This is a genomic window from Pseudomonas sp. Kh14 (genome assembly GCF_900291005.1).
In the GTDB taxonomy this organism is placed as follows: domain Bacteria; phylum Pseudomonadota; class Gammaproteobacteria; order Pseudomonadales; family Pseudomonadaceae; genus Aquipseudomonas; species Aquipseudomonas alloputida.
The window spans coordinates 202400-218077 of the sequence record NZ_OLKJ01000022.1; the positions used below are offsets into that span (position 1 = coordinate 202400).

The following is a 15678-nucleotide window of genomic DNA, read 5'->3' on the forward strand; positions in this document are numbered from 1 at the left end:
AAGGACGTTCCCTTTCATCCGAACAAGCCCCGACATGTTCAGACCTCTTTTCGCATTCATCGGCACGCGTTATACCCGTGCCAAACGTCGCAATCACTTCGTCTCGTTCATTTCCCTGACCTCGATGATCGGCCTCGCCCTGGGCGTGGTGGTAATGATCGTGGTGCTGTCGGTGATGAACGGTTTCGACCACGAGATGCGCACCCGCGTGTTGGGGATGATTCCCCATGCCACGCTGGAGAGCGGCCAGCCCATTGCCGACTGGCAGGCCCTTGCCCAACAAGTAAAGCAGAATCCGCAGGTGGTAGCGGTTGCGCCGTTCACCCAGATGCAGGGCCTGCTGACCCATGATGGCAAGGTGCAGAAGGTGCTGCTCAATGGCATTGACCCCGCTCGCGAGCGCGAGGTGTCGATCATCGACAACTTCGTCTTGCAAGGCCGCCTGGACCAGTTGGCGCCGGGCGAGTGGGGCATCATGATCGGCGACAAGGCGGCGGCCAAGCTGGGCGTTGCCATCGGCGACAAGCTCACCTTTGTCGCCCCCGAGGTCAGCGTGACCCCCGCCGGCATGTTCCCGCGCATGAAGCGCTTCACTGTGGTTGGCACCTTCCACGTTGGCGCGGGCGAGATCGACGGCTACCTGGGCCTGACCAACATCAGTGACCTGTCCCGCCTGCACCGCTGGAAGCCCGACCAGGTCCAGGGCCTGCGCCTGAAGTTCGACGACCTGTTCCAGGCGCCGCGCGTAGCCTGGAGCATCGCCCAGCAGCTGGGCGACCAGGAATTCTATAGCCGTGACTGGACCCGTACCCACGGCAACCTGTACCAGGCGATCCGTATGGAGAAGGCCATGATCGGCCTGCTGTTGCTGCTGATCGTGGCGGTAGCGGCGTTCAACATCATTTCCACCCTGGTGATGGTGGTCAACGACAAGCGCGGTGACATCGCCATCCTGCGCACCCTGGGCGCCACGCCCGGGCAGATCATGCTCATCTTCATGGTCCAGGGCACGGTGATCGGGGTGATCGGTACCCTGATCGGCGCCGTGGTCGGGATCTTCGCGGCACTGAACGTGAGCGCGGCGATCGCCGGCATCGAGACACTGATCGGCCACAAGTTCCTCAACGCCGACGTGTACTTCATCGATTACCTGCCGTCGCAGATCCTGGCCCAGGACGTGTACATGGTCTGTGGAGCGGCACTGGTCCTGAGTTTCTTCGCCACCCTGTATCCGGCCTGGCGTGCGGCCCGCACCCAGCCTGCAGAGGCGCTACGTTATGAGTGAGTCGCGCATGAGTGATAAAGCCGTTCTGAGTTGCCGCAACCTGGGCAAGTCCTACGACGAGGGCCCGGAGTCGGTGCAGGTGCTGTCCGGGCTCAACCTGGAACTGCGGGCCGGTGAGCGGGTGGCCATCGTTGGCAGTTCCGGCTCGGGCAAGAGTACCTTGCTCAACCTGCTGGGCGGCCTCGACCGGCCGACCCAGGGCAGCGTGTGGCTGGCAGGCGAAGAGCTGTCGGCACTGGGCGAGCGTGCCCGTGGCCTGCTACGCAACCGCGAGTTGGGCTTCGTCTACCAGTTCCACCACCTGCTGCCGGAATTCACCGCTATCGAGAACGTGTGCATGCCGCTGCTGATCGGCCGGACGCCCATCCCCGAGGCCCGGGAGCGTGCCGAGGCGCTGCTCAAGCGGGTAGGCCTGGGCCACCGCTTGAACCACAAGCCGGCCGAGCTTTCCGGCGGCGAGCGCCAGCGTGTGGCGATTGCCCGGGCGCTGGTCAACCGCCCCGGCCTGGTGATGCTCGACGAGCCGACCGGTAACCTCGACCACCATACCGCCCAAGGCATCCAGGAGCTGATGCAGGAGCTGTCCAGCGCTTCGCGCACGGCATTCCTGGTGGTCACCCACGACCTCAACCTGGCGCGGCAGATGGACCGTGTGCTGAAGCTCGACGATGGCCACCTGGTGGCCATCTGATCGACTGCCGGGGTGGCAGGTGCTGCCCCGTTTTCCTGTTTCCATTGGGTGATTTCGTACATGTTCAGACCCTTGCCCATCTTTATCGGCGCGCGCTACACCCGAGCCAAGCGTCGCAACCACTTCATCTCGTTCATTTCGATGACTTCGATGATCGGCCTGTCGCTGGGCGTGCTGGCAATGATCGTGGTGCTGTCGGTGATGAATGGCTTCCAGCGCGAAATGAGCTCGCGCATTCTCGGCCTGGTGCCGCATGCCGCCATCCTCGGCGTGCAGCCGCTGGACGACTGGCACAAGGTGGCCGACGCAGCCATGAAAAATCCGGCGGTGATGGCTGTGGCGCCGATTACCGAGATGGAAGGCATGCTGTCGTACAAGGGCGCCATGCAGCCGATCCAGGTGGGTGGTATCGACCCGGCCGAGGAGGGCAAGGTTTCCATCGTTGGCCAACACATCGTCCAGGGCCGCCTGCAGGGCTTGCAGCCAGGTGAGTTTGGCGTGGTCATCGGTGAACTGACCGCACGCCGCTTTCGCCTGAACACCGGCGACAAGCTGACCTTGATCGTGCCGGAAATCAGCAAGGAACCGGGTGGCATCACCCCGCGCATGCAGCGCCTCACCGTGGTTGGCATCTTCAAGGTCGGCGCCGAACTGGATGGGTCGCAGGCCTATATCCATGTTGCTGATGCAGCCGAGATGCAACGCTGGGCGCCAGGCCAGGTGCAAGGTGTGCGGCTTAAGCTGCACGACCTGTATGCCGCTCCGCAGGTGTCCAAGGCGATTGCTGCCGGGCTTGGTGACGCCTACCGGGCCGATGACTGGTCGCATACCCAGGGCAGCCTGTTCAGCGCCATGAAGATGGAAAAGACCATGATCGGCCTGTTGCTGATGATGATCATCGCGGTCGCGGCGTTCAATATCATCGCCACCCTGGTAATGGTGGTGAACGACAAGGGCCCGGACATTGCCATCCTGCGTACCTTGGGCGCCACACCGGCGCAGATCATGGGCACTTTCATGGTCCAGGGCAGCCTGATCGGCATTGTCGGCACACTGATTGGTGGCGTACTGGGCGTGATTGCGGCGTTCAATGTCAGCCAGATCGTCGGCTGGCTGGAGCGGGTGAGCGGGCAGCACATCTTTACGTCGGATGTGTACTTCGTCAGCAGCTTGCCGTCGCAGTTGCAGTGGGGGGATGTGGCGATCATCTGCACCGCCGGCCTGGTGATGAGTTTCCTGGCGACCATTTACCCGGCCTACCGGGCATCGCAGGTGCAGCCGGCGATTGGCCTGGCGGTTTGATGTTTGCCTGAGATCCTGGGGGCGTAAAGCGCCCCAGGGTTACCGATCTTGAGTGAACTCGATCAAGAATCGGGTCCACCCATCCTCGCATTCTGCCCGTATACGTCCGCCATGGGCCTGCACGATCGACCGGGTAATCGCCAGGCCCAGCCCCGCATGCTCGCTGCTGCCTTCCCGTCGAGCCGGGTCCACCCGGTAGAAGCGGTCGAAAAGTCGCGGTAGCGCGGCCGGGTCGATAGCCAGCCCGGAATTGGCCACGTTGATCGTCGGCCCCGGCCCCAGGGTTACCTTGATCTGTCCGCCTGCCGGGGTAAAGCGCATGGCGTTGTCCAGCAGGTTGGACAGTGCCCGGCGCAGCATATGCCGGTCACCGTGCACTACGGCTTCACCCTCGCGCAGCATCTGCACGTCCCTGTCTTCTGCCAGGGGCGCGTAGTACTCCAGCAGCGCATCCACCTCGTCATGCAGCGCCAAAGGCGCGTCCCCCGGTACCAGCAGGCCGTGGTCGGCCTTGGCCAGAAACAGCATGTCGTTGATCATCTGCGCCATCCATTGCAGTTCTTCCAGGTTGCCATGCAGCGCCTCTCGGTATTCTTCGAGGCTGCGTGGGCGGGTGAGGGTGACCTGGGTGTGCGTCAGCAGGTTGGACAGCGGCGTACGCAACTCGTGGGCGATATCGGCAGAGAACGCTGAGAGGCGCTGGAAGGCATCGTCCAGGCGCTGCAGCATCGCGTTCATGCTGCTGGCCAGCTCGGCCAGCTCTTCGGGCATCTGCGCCACCGGCAAACGGGTGGTGAGCGAACGCGCTGACACGCTGGCGGCTACCTGGCCCATCTGCCGCAATGGGCGCAGGCCGCTGCGGGCGGCCCAGGCACCCAGTAGTGCGGTGGTTAGCGCCGACAGGCCGACAGTCAGCCAGATCAGCCGTTGCATGCCCTGCAGGAAGTGCTGGTGGTGGGTGATGTCGAGGTACAGGGTCAGTCGCGGCGACTGCATGGTGCCCTGTTTCAGGGGGACGGACAGACTACGGTAGTCGATGCCTGGCGCATGCAGGGTGGCCAGCCCGGTGGCCAGCGCTGCTTGCGGCAGCCCGCTGCGGCTTTCGAACCAGGTGGCGCCATTGCTGGCACTGATGCGCAGGGCCAGGTCGGCCTGGTGACTCAGTTCATCGCGCAGGGCAGGCAGGCGGGCCTGGAGCTCATCAGCCGTGCTGACACCAGCCAGTTGCGTGCGAAACAATGACAGGCGCGAGTCCAGCAGTTGTTGGTCAAGTTCGACGAAGTGCTGCTCGCTGGCCCGGCTGAACAGCAGGCCGGCGCCCAGCGAGACGGTGGCGGTGCAGGCGGCGAACAGCAGGGCCAGGCGGCTGCCGAGGGAAACCCGGCGCATCACTCGTTGCGCTCTTCGAGTACGTAACCCATGCCGCGTACGGTGTGGATCAGCTTGTTGGGGTGCGGGTCGTCGATCTTCAGGCGCAGGCGGCGGATGGCCACTTCGATCACATTGGTGTCGCTATCGAAGTTCATGTCCCACACCTGCGAGGCGATCAGCGATTTTGGCAGCACCTCACCCTGGCGGCGCAGCAGCAGCTCAAGGAGTGAGAATTCCTTGGCGGTCAGGTCGATGCGCAGCCCGGCGCGCTCGGCGCGGCGGCGGATCAGGTCCAGGCGCAGGTCGGCCAGGCTCAGGATCGTGTCCTGGCTCGGGCTGGTGCCACGGCGCAGCAGGCTGCGTACCCGGGCCAGCAGTTCGGAAAAGGCGAACGGCTTGACCAGGTAGTCGTCGGCGCCCAGTTCCAGGCCATGCACGCGATCCTCGACGGCGTCGCGGGCGGTCAGGAACAGCACTGGCGTATCCAGGCCAGCCTGGCGCACGGCCTGAAGAATCTGCCAGCCGTCGCGGCCAGGCAGCATCACGTCGAGGATCAGCAGGTCGTGGTCGCCGGTCAGGGCCAGGAACTGGCCGGTCTCGCCATCGGTAGCCAACTCGGTGGCAAAGCCGGCCTCGCTCAGGCCTTGGCTCAGGTACTGGCCGGTGCGGGCCTGGTCTTCGACGATCAGCAGTTTCATGCACTGTCCATATTCTGAAAGATTGTGCGTAGCCTATGGCGTCGCTTTACCGCTAGCACAGGGGTAATGGGGTGGGTGAAATGATACGTGACGATGTGCCCGCTCGCCCAAGCTGACGAAGTTGTAATGTGCCTGTCAGGTAGCTGCCAGTCGCCCCCGGCTAATGTGGCTTCATCCTGCTGTGTATTTCCGGAGTCATCATGAAACACCTGTTCATTGCCGCCACACTTGCCCTGGGTAGCCTGCCGGCTTTCGCTGGCCAGGCCCAGACCTTCGCCTTTGGTGAACCTGCCCCGGCGGCCAAGGCCACCCGTACGGTCAACGTGGTGCTCAAGGACATCGCCTTCGAGCCCAAAAGCCTGCAGGTAAAAGCCGGTGAGACGGTGCGCTTCGTACTGGTCAACGAGGGCAAGCTGCCGCACGAATTCAACCTGGGCGACAAGGCCATGCATGCCGAACACCAGAAGGAAATGGTTGCCATGCAAGGCAAGATGTTCACCGAGGCCATGAACCACGAAGGTATGGATCACGGCAAGATGATGAGCCACGGCCAAATGATGGACCACGGTGACGGCCATGGTCACGGGGGTGGCAACACTGTGATGGTTATGCCCGGCCAGCGCGCCGAGCTGACCTGGACCTTCCGCCAATCGGCACCCATCGAGTTTGCCTGCAACGTGCCGGGTCATTACCAGGCGGGTATGGTCGGGACATTGACCATTGAGTGACTGGCCCTGCAAGGCGGGGTGCAAAACCGGTAGACTAGGGGCATTTTCGAACCTCTAGGTCAGTTTCCATGCATCCCGCTGCCGAACATTCCCCGCTGGGCAAGTCCAGCGAATACATCGCCACCTACTCCCCGGAGCAATTGTTCCCGATCCCGCGTACTGCCAAGTGGGCCGAGCTGGGCGTTACTGCACAGACCTTGCCCTGGCAGGGGGTGGATTACTGGAACTGCTTCGAGCTGAGCTGGCTGCTGCCTTCGGGCAAGCCGGTGGTGGCGATCGGCGAGTTCGCCATCCCGGCTGATTCGCCAAACATCATCGAGTCCAAGTCATTCAAGCTGTACCTCAACTCGCTGAACCAGACGGTGTTCACCTCGCTGGGCGCGTTGCAGGCATGCCTGGAAAAAGACCTTACCGCCGCTGCCGGCAAGCCGGTGGGGGTGAAGGTGCGCACTTTGGCCGAGGTTGAAGCCCAGGGTGTGGTGGCGTTGCCGGGGCAGTGTATCGATGCACTGGATGTGGCCATCAGCAATTACGAGCAGCCGCAGCCAGAGCTGTTGCGCTGCGACCCGGCGCGCATGGTGGAAGAAACCCTGCACAGCCATCTGCTGAAGTCCAACTGCCCGGTCACCGGCCAGCCGGATTGGGGCAGCGTAGTGGTCGAGTACAAGGGCAGGGCGCTGGACCACGCCAGCCTGCTGACCTATCTGATCAGCTTCCGCCAGCATGCAGACTTCCATGAGCAGTGTGTGGAACGGATTTACCTGGACCTGAAGAAACTGCTGCAGCCGGAGCACCTGACGGTCTATGCGCGCTATGTGCGCCGGGGTGGGCTGGACATCAACCCGTATCGCAGCACCGGGGCGATCAGCCCGGACAACAAGCGCCTGGTTCGGCAGTAATTACAGGGGGGGCCGCTTAGCGGCCCCCGCTATTTCAGATCCCCATGCTGTGCAGCGAGTTGGCAATGCTGCGCAGGGTGGCTGTGAGGTCGGGGTGGTCGGCCTCGAAGCGTTCGATCGCCAGGTTTACGCCGTCCACCAGGTTGTTGTCTGGCGTGGCTTCCTCAAGTTTCAGTTGCGCCTCGATCTGGCGCGCCTCTTCGTGCAGGGCGGCCAGCTCTTCTTCCGAAAGCGGTACGTTGCGGTCCAGTTGCTCGCGCAAGCTGTTCAGGCGCTCTTGCAATTCGCGGGCAGGCATTGGCTATTCTCCATCAATGGCTTGGCAAGCCATGGACCTCGGCGACGTGGCAAAGGTTCTGGCCTGTCTTCAGGGTAATCTACCTGCTGGCGATTTGCATGATCCGCGTCAAGGCTGCTGTATCAGGGTTTTTCACCCTTGCGCCGGCGCTGGGCGATGTCCACCAGGCAGGTGTCCAGCGCTTCCAGATGGTCGATCACCGAGTGCACGCCCAGGCTGAATAGCGCCAGCGTCGCCTTGCTACGCGCCAGATCCTGCTCTTGCGGGCTCATGGCTTGCCATTGCGCAGAAGTGCGGTCGCATAACGGGCTGCAGGCGGCCAGGCCTACCGTCCACAAGCCGGCGTTAAGGCCAGACTGCAGCAGGCGCGGGTCGCCGCTGACCAATACGCAGCCATCCAGGCGCTCGCTGTCCAGCGCCATCAGTGCCTGCCAGCAAGCGTTCGGCGCTGGCCAGTGCACGCCATTGACCGCATGCCCTGGAAGCCAGTCGGGCAGCACATGGGCCAGGCGCTCGCTTTGTGCGGTATTGAGGTCATCCAGCCAGATGCACGGCACTTGGCGCTGACGCAGGCTGGCAAGGGTGGCGAGGGCGCCGGGGGCGGGTGATGGCGCGCCATGGGTGGCCTGCACCAGGCAGCCGCGCAAGCCGAACAGTACAGCGGTGAAGGCGGGCGCAGTGTCCATGGCAACTTCCCTCAAATGGTTCGAAGGCTATGCGTTGATTGTTACCGTCCTGTGACATCGGTCGCCGAGCAACAGTTGTTCACAAAATATGGAGCAAAAATGTGTAAGGCTGTTTATCAGCCCGCAAGTCTCTATACTGCCGCCTTAACAGCAGCGCGACCTGTTGCGCTTGCGGCCGAGAAATTCGATGGAGAAACATCTATGCGTAGGATCGGTGCCAGTGTGATCGAACGAGTCACCCAGGCCTGTGTCTGTGCCAGCATGCTGCTGGCGCCCGTGGCAGCCACCCAGGCGGCCACCGAGGAAGATCCCTGGGAAGCGGTCAACCGCCCGATCTTCCGCTTCAACGATACCCTCGACACCTATGCCCTCAAACCCTTGGCCAAGGGCTACCAAGCGGTCACTCCACAGTTCCTCGAAGATGGCATCCACAACATCTTTCGCAACCTGGGGGACGTGACCAACCTGGCCAACAACGTGTTGCAGCTCAAGCCGCATGCGGCGGGCGTTGATACGGCGCGGTTGATCGTCAACACCACCTTCGGCCTGGGTGGCTTCTTCGATGTGGGTACCAAGATGGGCCTGCAGCGCAACGACGAGGACTTTGGCCAGACCCTGGGCTACTGGGGTGTGCCGAGCGGGCCGTATGTGGTCATCCCGCTGCTGGGCCCAAGCACTGTGCGTGATGGTGTGGCCAGGTACCCGGACACCTACACCAAACCTTATCGCTACATCGACCACGTGCCTACGCGCAATTCGATCTTCGCGCTGGACCTGATCGACACCCGTGCCAGCCTGCTCTCGGCCGAAAAGCTGATTCAGGGTGACAAGTACATCTTCATTCGCAACGCCTACCTGCAAAACCGCGAGTTCAAGGTGAAGGATGGCGAGGTCGAAGACGACTTCTGATCTGTGAACCTGGGGCCGCAAAGCGGCCTCAGGATCAATGCATGGCCAGGATCCGCAGCCCGAACTTCTGCTGCCCGCCCGGCTGGTCGGCAATCCATACCACTTCGGTGCTGGCATGCAGCCCCTTCAGCGCCGGATGGTCGGAATCGATCCGTACCTCGATCAGATCACCCACCAGAAAGCGCTGCGGCGCCTGCACCTGCATGCCACCGCTGGACAGGTCCAGGCACACCGCCGCAATCACCTGGCCTTCGTGCAAAAGGCTGACCTCGGTGTCGATGCGCATGCGAATGAAGTCGCGTTTCTCGCTATGGCTGGAGGGCGTGTGGGGCATGCTGCATCCTTCCCGTCGGGTTGCGCTGGTCGACTTTCTTATAACTCCCGGTGATTTGCCCTGTAAAGAGCGGCGAGGTCGACCCCAGCATGCTTGAAACCCCTGCCGGATGGGAGTACCGTCTGCGCCTTACAAGGTACCTCTGACAGTTGCCGGGCAGGTGTTCTTGTCCTACAACTCAAGTAGAGTGTGACCATAAAGAATTCCCGTAGCTGGCCGTCTGCCTTGCCGACACCGCTGCACCAACCTAAATCGGCGCCGTTCGCCCACATGCAGAAAACCAGTGCAACGCTGCTGATCATCGATGACGACGACGTGGTCCGTGCCAGCCTCGCCGCCTATCTTGAAGACAGTGGTTTCAGCGTCCTCCAGGCCGGTAATGGCCAGCAGGGGCTTCAGGTCTTCGAAGAACACCAGCCCGACCTCGTGATCTGCGATCTGCGCATGCCGCAGATGGGCGGCCTCGAACTGATCCGTCAAGTGAGCGAGCGCGCGCCGCAGTTGCCGGTGATCGTGGTGTCCGGTGCCGGCGTCATGAGTGATGCGGTGGAAGCGTTGCGCCTGGGCGCCGCCGACTACCTCATCAAGCCGCTGGAAGACCTGGCCGTACTCGAGCATTCGGTGCGCCGCGCCCTCGACCGCTCGCGCCTTGTGCTGGAAAACCAGCGCTACCGCGACAAGCTCGAAGCCGCCAACCGCGAACTGGAGGCCAGCCTGCACCTGTTGCAGGAGGACCAGACCGCCGGTCGCCAGGTGCAGATGAACATGTTGCCGGAAAGCCCCTGGGTGGCCGGCGAGTTCGCCTTCGAGCACCAGATCATCCCGTCGTTGTACCTTTCGGGTGATTTTGTCGATTATTTCCGCGTGGACGAGCGGCGCATTGCTTTCTACCTCGCCGATGTATCCGGGCATGGGGCGTCGTCGGCCTTTGTCACCGTGCTGTTGAAATTCATGACCACGCGCCTCATGTTCGAGCTCAAGCGCAGCAGAATGCGTGAGTTCAAGCCGTCTGAAGTGCTCAGCCACATCAACCGCGGCCTGATCAACAGCAAGCTGGGCAAGCACGTCACCATGGTCGGCGGGGTAATCGACGAAGAGTCCGGCCTGCTGACCTACGCTGTCGGCGGCCATTTGCCGTTGCCGGTACTGTACACCCCCGAGCATTGCCGCTACCTGGAAGGCCGCGGCCTGCCGGTGGGGTTGTTCGATGAGGCCACCTACCAGGACCTGGTGGTGGAGCTGCCTCCGCAGTTCAGCCTCAGCCTGATGTCCGATGGCATTCTGGACCTTTTGCCGGGTGATACGCTCAAAGATAAAGAAGCCGCCTTGCCGGAGATCGTCAAGGCAGCAGGTGGCAGTCTGGATGGGCTGCGTCAACGATTTGGATTGGCTACGCTTGGGGAGATGCCGGATGATATCGCCCTATTGGTGTTGAGCAGGAACCTTCAATGAGTACCGGTAGAATTCAGTTCGCCGAGCAGAGCGGTACCTTCGTACTGAAATTCGTTGGTGAAGTGCGCCTGACCCTGTGTTCGGCGCTGGATGCGACGATCGAGAAGATTTTCACTGCGCTGAACTTCTCGGCGATTGTCATCGACCTGACTGAAACCGAGAGTATCGACAGCACCACGCTGGGCCTGCTGGCGAAGCTGTCGATCCTGTCACGGCAGAAGGTGGGCCTGCTGCCGACGGTGGTGACTACCAATCCGGACATTTCACGGTTATTGCAGTCGATGGGCTTCGATCAGGTGTTCAACATCGTCGATCGGCCGATACCCTGCACCGATTGCCTGACCGACTTGCCGTCGCAGGACCAGAATGAAGATGTGGTGCGCTCCAAGGTGCTGGAGGCGCACAAGATCCTCATGGGCCTGAATGACTCCAACCGCGAAGCCTTCCATGATCTGGTCAATGCGCTGGAGCGTAGCTGATCTATACCTGTGCCGGCCTCTTCGCGGGTAAACCCGCTCCTACACAGGGATCTTAACCCTCCGTAGGCGCGGGTTTACCCGCGAAGAGGCCGGCACAGGCTGTAAAAATTCTGAATCTCACTGCTCCCGGTTTTTAAACTCTGTAGCCTCACCCCCGCTCGCATCCAGCTGATACACGCGCGCTGGCCGCCCCTGTTCATCAAAAAACACCTGTCCCAGCCCGGCACCATTCCACAACCGTTCCCCCGCCTTGCTATGGTTCGGCGTGCGCGGCACCACTTCCATCTCCCGCCGCTTGGTAAACCAGTTCAGGGGTGAACGCGGCGCATACAGCCAGCGGTTGAGCCGGTCGAGCACATCCAGCAAACGGCGGGGGAACTCGTTCTTGATTCCGCTGCTGGTCACCTGCCACAAGTGCGGGCTGCGCTGGCGGTGGCGAATCAGCACCTCATACACGAACGAGTAATGCACATCCCCCGACAGCACCACGTAGTGCCCCGGCGTGCGCGAGTGGCGGAAGATATTGAGGATGACCTGCGCTGCACCGCGGTGGGCCATCCAGTTCTCGGCATCCACCAGCAGCGGGTAGCCCAGCCAGCTGAACACCTTCTGCACCGTCTCGATCAGCTTCACCCCGAAAATCGGAGCAGGCGACACGATGACCGCCGAGGGGTGATCGAGCAGTGCTTGCTGCAATTCACTCAGCGCTTCCCAGTCCAGCAGGCCGGACGGCTTGGCCAGGTTACTTTCGCTGCGCCAGCGCCGCGTACGGGTGTCCAGTACCAGCAGCGGTGGTTCTGTAGGCAGGCTGAACTGCCAACCCTGGAAGCGCAGCAGCTCGCCGATCAGCTCATCCTGGTTCTGGCGGGTCAGCACCTGGCACTGTTCGATCAGCGGATTGCAATCGTCCGGGTTGTTGCCCCAGGCCTGGCAGAGCAGGTAGCCGAGCAAGGCGTTGCCAATGATCCTTCGCGAGAATGGGTGGCCGTAGGCAGTTTCCTCCCACTGCGCCGAGAGGTTCCAGTCGTCGGTGATGTCGTGGTCGTCGAAGATCATCAGGCAGGGTAGGTGGGCCATCACTCGCGCCACCTGACCGAGATTGTCGGCAAACCCCTGGATCAGCGGCAGCTCTTGCCGGTATCGGGCTTGATGCTCGTCGCTGAGCCCGCTGGGGATGCCCAGGTCCACCAGTTGCCAGGGCAGCGGCGACCACACCAACAGGTACATGGCCATGACTTCGGCGAACGTCACCAGGTGGTTGTCGGCGTTGCTGGACGAGAAGATCGGCTTGCGCTTGCCGCCGAAGAAACGCTCGCGCAGGGTGTCGTTGCGCTCCAGCGCCGGCAGCAGGTCGGCACGGTGGTAGTAGCTGGCCGGGTGCTGGTACAGCGCCTGGCTGTCGGCTACCACCGCACCCTCCAGTTGCTCGTCGAACAAGCCCAGGCGCGAGATCAGGCTATGGATGGCGCGCAGCATGGGGCCAGCGACATCGTCGGCGTAAACCTGGTCGCCCGTCATCACTAGCACGGCGGGGCGGTCTTCGGGCTTCTTGCACCCCTGCAGCAGCCGGTCGGCGCACAGCAGGCCGTCGGCAGCAGGGTGGTGCGGCTTGCGGCAGGAGCCGTGCAGCAAATGGTCGAGGCGCTCACGCAGCACCAGGCTCGGGCGTGGGTTGCCGGGGTAGAGCAGGTGTGGGGCCCAGTCGGCGATACCCTGGCCGTTGATCAGCAGGTCGTAGTCGAGCAGCTGGTTGCAGGGCAGGGGGCTGGCGAATTGGATGTCCAGCAGGTGAACGTAGGCATGCCGGCCAATAGGCACCACTTGGCAATCGACTTGGGCCTCGCTTGCCAGGCAGACGAACTCGGGCTGCAGTGGTTGGGTAGTGACCAGCCAGACGGCCAGACGCTGGGGTTCCAGGCGGCGCAGTACCGGGCCGGCGAGAACGAGGGGCAACGGGTTAGGGGAGGTCATCGACAGCTCGGGTGGCTATGGCGGCCTGTTCGCGGGCAAGCCCGCCCTTACATCGATCGGTGTAGGAGCGGGCTTGCCCGCGAACAGGCCCGAGAATTCAATACACAACTAAGGCGTGGCAAACAAAACGGGCGGAAAATACTGAACACTTCCCGCCCGTCAGGCAAACACGAACTGTATCAGGCCTTTTCAGCCATCAACTTCTCCAGCTTTTCCTGGTCCCGCGCAAATTGGCGAATACCTTCGGCCAGCTTCTCGGTGCCCATGGCGTCTTCGTTCATCGCCCAGCGGAACTGGCTTTCGTTCAGGTGCTGCTTGGCTTCACCGGCTTTGCCCGGTTTCAGCACCTGCGGCAACTCACCCTGATCATCACTCAGCTGCTGCAGCAGCTCGGGGCTGATGGTCAGGCGGTCACAGCCTGCCAGTTGTTCGATCTGGCCGATATTGCGGAAGCTGGCGCCCATGACCACGGTGTTGTAACCATTGGCCTTGTAGTAGTTGTAGATGCGCGTGACCGACTGCACGCCTGGGTCCTCGGCGCCCACGTATTCCTGACCGGTGCTCTTCTTGTACCAGTCGTAGATGCGGCCCACGAACGGCGAAATCAAAAACACCCCGGCATCGGCGCAAGCCTGGGCCTGGGCGAAGGAGAACAGCAGGGTCAGGTTGGTCTGGATGCCTTCCTTCTCCAGCTTTTCGGCGGCGCGAATGCCTTCCCAGGTGGAGGCCAGCTTGATCAGCACACGCTCTTTTGCCACTCCGGCCGCCTCGTACAGGGTGATCAGCTGACGGGCCTTGTTCAGCAGGGCTGGCTCATCGAACGACAGGCGTGCATCCACCTCGGTGGAGATGCGCCCCGGGATGACCTTGAGAATGCCCGAGCCTACCGCCACCGCAAACTTGTCGCAGGCCAGGTCGACATCACCCTTGGCGTCGGCCTTCACCTGTTTCAGCAGGTCGGCGTAGCCCGGGATGGCAGCAGCCTTGAGCAGCAGCGACGGGTTGGTGGTGGCATCGACCGGCTTCAGGCGGGTGATGGCGTCCAGGTCCCCGGTGTCGGCGACCACGGTGGTGAACTGCTTGAGTTGTTCCAGCTTGGAGGTCATGGGCGTGCTCTGTCCTGTGCATTTACTCGACATTACCCGAGCCCCGGCAGCCGCTCAAGGGCCGCCGAAACCCTGCGGACCCGCTGGCCCGCACAGGGCTGTACGAAAGGTGAAGATTCGAGTCGCAAGCAAGCCCGAGGTTCCCTCCCTCTGAGGTTACCGCCCCTGCAACAACTCCACGGCCTGGTCAAACACTGCCAAGGGTTCGGCCGCCTTGTGAATGTCTGCCGACAGCAGCTGACGGAAGCGCCGCGCCCCTTTGAATCCTTGGGCCAGCCCCAGAATATGCCGGGTAACGTGGTGCATCGCGCCGCCACTTTCCATATGCGCCACGATGTAAGGCCGCAGTTGCGCCAATGCCTCGCTACGGCTGACCACCGGCGCATCGCTGCCAAACAGCTGCTGGTCCACCTCGGCCAGCAGATAAGGGTTGTGATACGCCTCGCGCCCCAGCATCACGCCATCGAAGGTTTCAAGGTGTGCCTGGCATTCGTCCAAGGACTTGATCCCGCCGTTGAGCACGATCTCCAGGTCCGGGAAGTCTCTTTTCAACTGCGCTGCGATGTCATAGCGCAGCGGCGGAATCTCGCGGTTCTCTTTCGGCGACAGCCCTTCCAGAATCGCGATGCGTGCATGCACGGTAAAACTCCGGCAGCCGGCCTCACGCACCTGGCCGACGAAGTCGCTCAGTTCGGCGTAGCTGTCACGGCCGTTGATACCAATGCGGTGCTTCACCGTGACAGGCGTCGATACGGCATCACGCATGGCCTTCACGCAGTCGGCCACCAGCGCCGGGTGAGCCATCAGGCACGCGCCGATCATGTTGTTCTGCACCCGGTCGCTCGGGCAGCCAACGTTGAGGTTGACCTCATCGTAGCCCGCTTCTTCAGCCAGCCGCGCACAAGCGGCCAGGTCGGCCGGCACACTGCCACCCAGTTGCAGGGCCAGCGGGTGCTCAGAAGCATCGTGGCGCAGGAAACGGTGGGCGTCGTTGTGCAGCAGGGCGCCGGTGGTGACCATTTCGGTGTAGAGCAGGGTTTGCCTGGAGAGCAGGCGCAGGAAGAACCTGCAATGCCTGTCGGTCCAGTCCATCATGGGTGCAACGCTGAAGCGGCGTGACGGCTCAGGGCGCGTGGTTTGTGGCTTTGAAGCGTTTTCTAGGAGCATTCTGGGCTACGCAGTTATGTACCATTTTCTGGGGGCGTGTTGGGTTTGACAGTGGTGCGGGCTACCGCCGCCAATCACACTCGTACCACCGGAAATCATGGCAACGATCAGAGCAAGGAAAAAGGCCGATTCGACGGTTAGCTATACCGTCCAGGTCCGCCTCAAGAAAAAGGGTGTCCTAGTCTACCAAGAGTCCCAGACATTCGCCCGCAAGCAGGCTGCTCAAGCCGGGGCGAAAGATGGTTGGCGTGGAAGATCTGCATTATCACGATCTGCGCCACGCAGCGTGAGCTGGTTATTCG

The 15678-nt window shown here is 62.3% G+C and carries 16 protein-coding genes and 1 pseudogene; 9 read left to right on the plus strand and 8 right to left on the minus strand.

Translation table 11 applies throughout. The annotated features are described in order from the left end of the window. The first annotated feature begins 34 nt into the window (after positions 1-34). The 3 genes from FQ668_RS10545 to FQ668_RS10555 are packed head-to-tail and all read left to right on the plus strand — an operon-like array spanning position 35 to position 3278. Positions 35-1285 carry a lipoprotein-releasing ABC transporter permease subunit gene (locus FQ668_RS10545; protein WP_010953141.1) on the plus strand — a complete coding sequence of 417 codons (1251 nt, stop codon included), beginning with the start codon at positions 35-37 and terminating at the stop codon, positions 1283-1285. A 7-nt stretch (positions 1286-1292) separates the two neighbouring features. Then, positions 1293-1976, plus strand: a complete 684-nt coding sequence (lolD, locus tag FQ668_RS10550) for a lipoprotein-releasing ABC transporter ATP-binding protein LolD (RefSeq protein ID WP_172830932.1) — start codon at positions 1293-1295, stop codon at positions 1974-1976. Between the two features lie 60 nt (positions 1977-2036). Beyond that, positions 2037-3278, plus strand: a complete 1242-nt coding sequence (locus FQ668_RS10555) for a lipoprotein-releasing ABC transporter permease subunit (RefSeq protein ID WP_026031816.1) — start codon at positions 2037-2039, stop codon at positions 3276-3278. A gap of 39 nt (positions 3279-3317) precedes the next feature. Here FQ668_RS10555 and cinS read toward each other — a convergent pair whose 3' ends face one another. Then, the gene (cinS, locus tag FQ668_RS10560) at positions 3318-4670 is read right to left on the minus strand and encodes a two-component system sensor histidine kinase CinS (RefSeq protein WP_019436880.1); all 1353 of its coding nucleotides are present in this window, start codon (positions 4668-4670) and stop codon (positions 3318-3320) included. Further along, on the minus strand, positions 4667-5347 hold the full coding sequence (gene cinR, locus FQ668_RS10565) for a two-component system response regulator CinR (RefSeq protein WP_014591769.1): 681 nt from the start codon (positions 5345-5347) through the stop codon (positions 4667-4669). The genes cinS and cinR overlap by 4 nt, the downstream gene beginning before the upstream one ends. Before the next feature lie 200 nt (positions 5348-5547). On the opposite strand from cinR, the gene FQ668_RS10570 reads away from it, so the two are divergent. Further along, positions 5548-6075, plus strand: a complete 528-nt coding sequence (locus tag FQ668_RS10570; protein ID WP_019436879.1) for a plastocyanin/azurin family copper-binding protein — start codon at positions 5548-5550, stop codon at positions 6073-6075. Between the two features lie 68 nt (positions 6076-6143). Further along, a complete protein-coding gene (gene queF, locus FQ668_RS10575; protein ID WP_014591767.1) occupies positions 6144-6974 on the plus strand; it encodes an NADPH-dependent 7-cyano-7-deazaguanine reductase QueF in 831 nt (276 codons plus the stop codon). Positions 6975-7008: 34 nt separating this feature from the next. Here queF and FQ668_RS10580 read toward each other — a convergent pair whose 3' ends face one another. Together FQ668_RS10580 and FQ668_RS10585 are read right to left on the minus strand one after the other, a co-directional pair. Then, positions 7009-7272, minus strand: a complete 264-nt coding sequence (locus tag FQ668_RS10580) for a DUF4404 family protein (protein ID WP_003248815.1) — start codon at positions 7270-7272, stop codon at positions 7009-7011. A gap of 122 nt (positions 7273-7394) precedes the next feature. After that, positions 7395-7958, minus strand: a complete 564-nt coding sequence (locus FQ668_RS10585; RefSeq protein ID WP_014591766.1) for a hypothetical protein — start codon at positions 7956-7958, stop codon at positions 7395-7397. A 201-nt stretch (positions 7959-8159) separates the two neighbouring features. Here FQ668_RS10585 and FQ668_RS10590 point away from each other — a divergent pair, with 201 nt between their 5' ends. After that, positions 8160-8867 carry a VacJ family lipoprotein gene (locus FQ668_RS10590; RefSeq protein WP_014591765.1) on the plus strand — a complete coding sequence of 236 codons (708 nt, stop codon included), beginning with the start codon at positions 8160-8162 and terminating at the stop codon, positions 8865-8867. A gap of 34 nt (positions 8868-8901) precedes the next feature. Here the strand turns inward: FQ668_RS10590 and FQ668_RS10595 are convergent, their stop codons facing one another. Continuing rightward, a complete protein-coding gene (locus FQ668_RS10595) occupies positions 8902-9201 on the minus strand; it encodes a PilZ domain-containing protein (RefSeq protein ID WP_003248821.1) in 300 nt (99 codons plus the stop codon). A 270-nt stretch (positions 9202-9471) separates the two neighbouring features. Here FQ668_RS10595 and rssB point away from each other — a divergent pair, with 270 nt between their 5' ends. Continuing rightward, the gene (gene rssB / locus FQ668_RS10600; RefSeq protein WP_010953151.1) at positions 9472-10653 is read left to right on the plus strand and encodes a two-component system response regulator RssB; all 1182 of its coding nucleotides are present in this window, start codon (positions 9472-9474) and stop codon (positions 10651-10653) included. Continuing rightward, positions 10650-11132 carry an anti-sigma factor antagonist RssC gene (rssC, locus tag FQ668_RS10605; RefSeq protein WP_010953152.1) on the plus strand — a complete coding sequence of 161 codons (483 nt, stop codon included), beginning with the start codon at positions 10650-10652 and terminating at the stop codon, positions 11130-11132. Before rssB ends, rssC begins: the two co-directional genes overlap by 4 nt. A 117-nt stretch (positions 11133-11249) precedes the next feature. Here rssC and FQ668_RS10610 read toward each other — a convergent pair whose 3' ends face one another. The 3 genes from FQ668_RS10610 to dusA form a co-directional block, all read right to left on the minus strand. Next, positions 11250-13103 carry an alkaline phosphatase D family protein gene (locus tag FQ668_RS10610; protein WP_019437223.1) on the minus strand — a complete coding sequence of 618 codons (1854 nt, stop codon included), beginning with the start codon at positions 13101-13103 and terminating at the stop codon, positions 11250-11252. 179 nt (positions 13104-13282) lie between these two features. Continuing rightward, the gene (tal, locus tag FQ668_RS10615) at positions 13283-14209 is read right to left on the minus strand and encodes a transaldolase (protein WP_014591763.1); all 927 of its coding nucleotides are present in this window, start codon (positions 14207-14209) and stop codon (positions 13283-13285) included. A 156-nt stretch (positions 14210-14365) separates the two neighbouring features. Continuing rightward, positions 14366-15376, minus strand: a complete 1011-nt coding sequence (gene dusA / locus FQ668_RS10620; RefSeq protein ID WP_019437222.1) for a tRNA dihydrouridine(20/20a) synthase DusA — start codon at positions 15374-15376, stop codon at positions 14366-14368. Positions 15377-15473: 97 nt separating this feature from the next. Here dusA and FQ668_RS28965 point away from each other — a divergent pair. Next, positions 15474-15605 (plus strand): annotated as a pseudogene (locus FQ668_RS28965) (site-specific integrase); the annotation flags it as partial. Positions 15606-15678 lie beyond the last annotated feature (73 nt).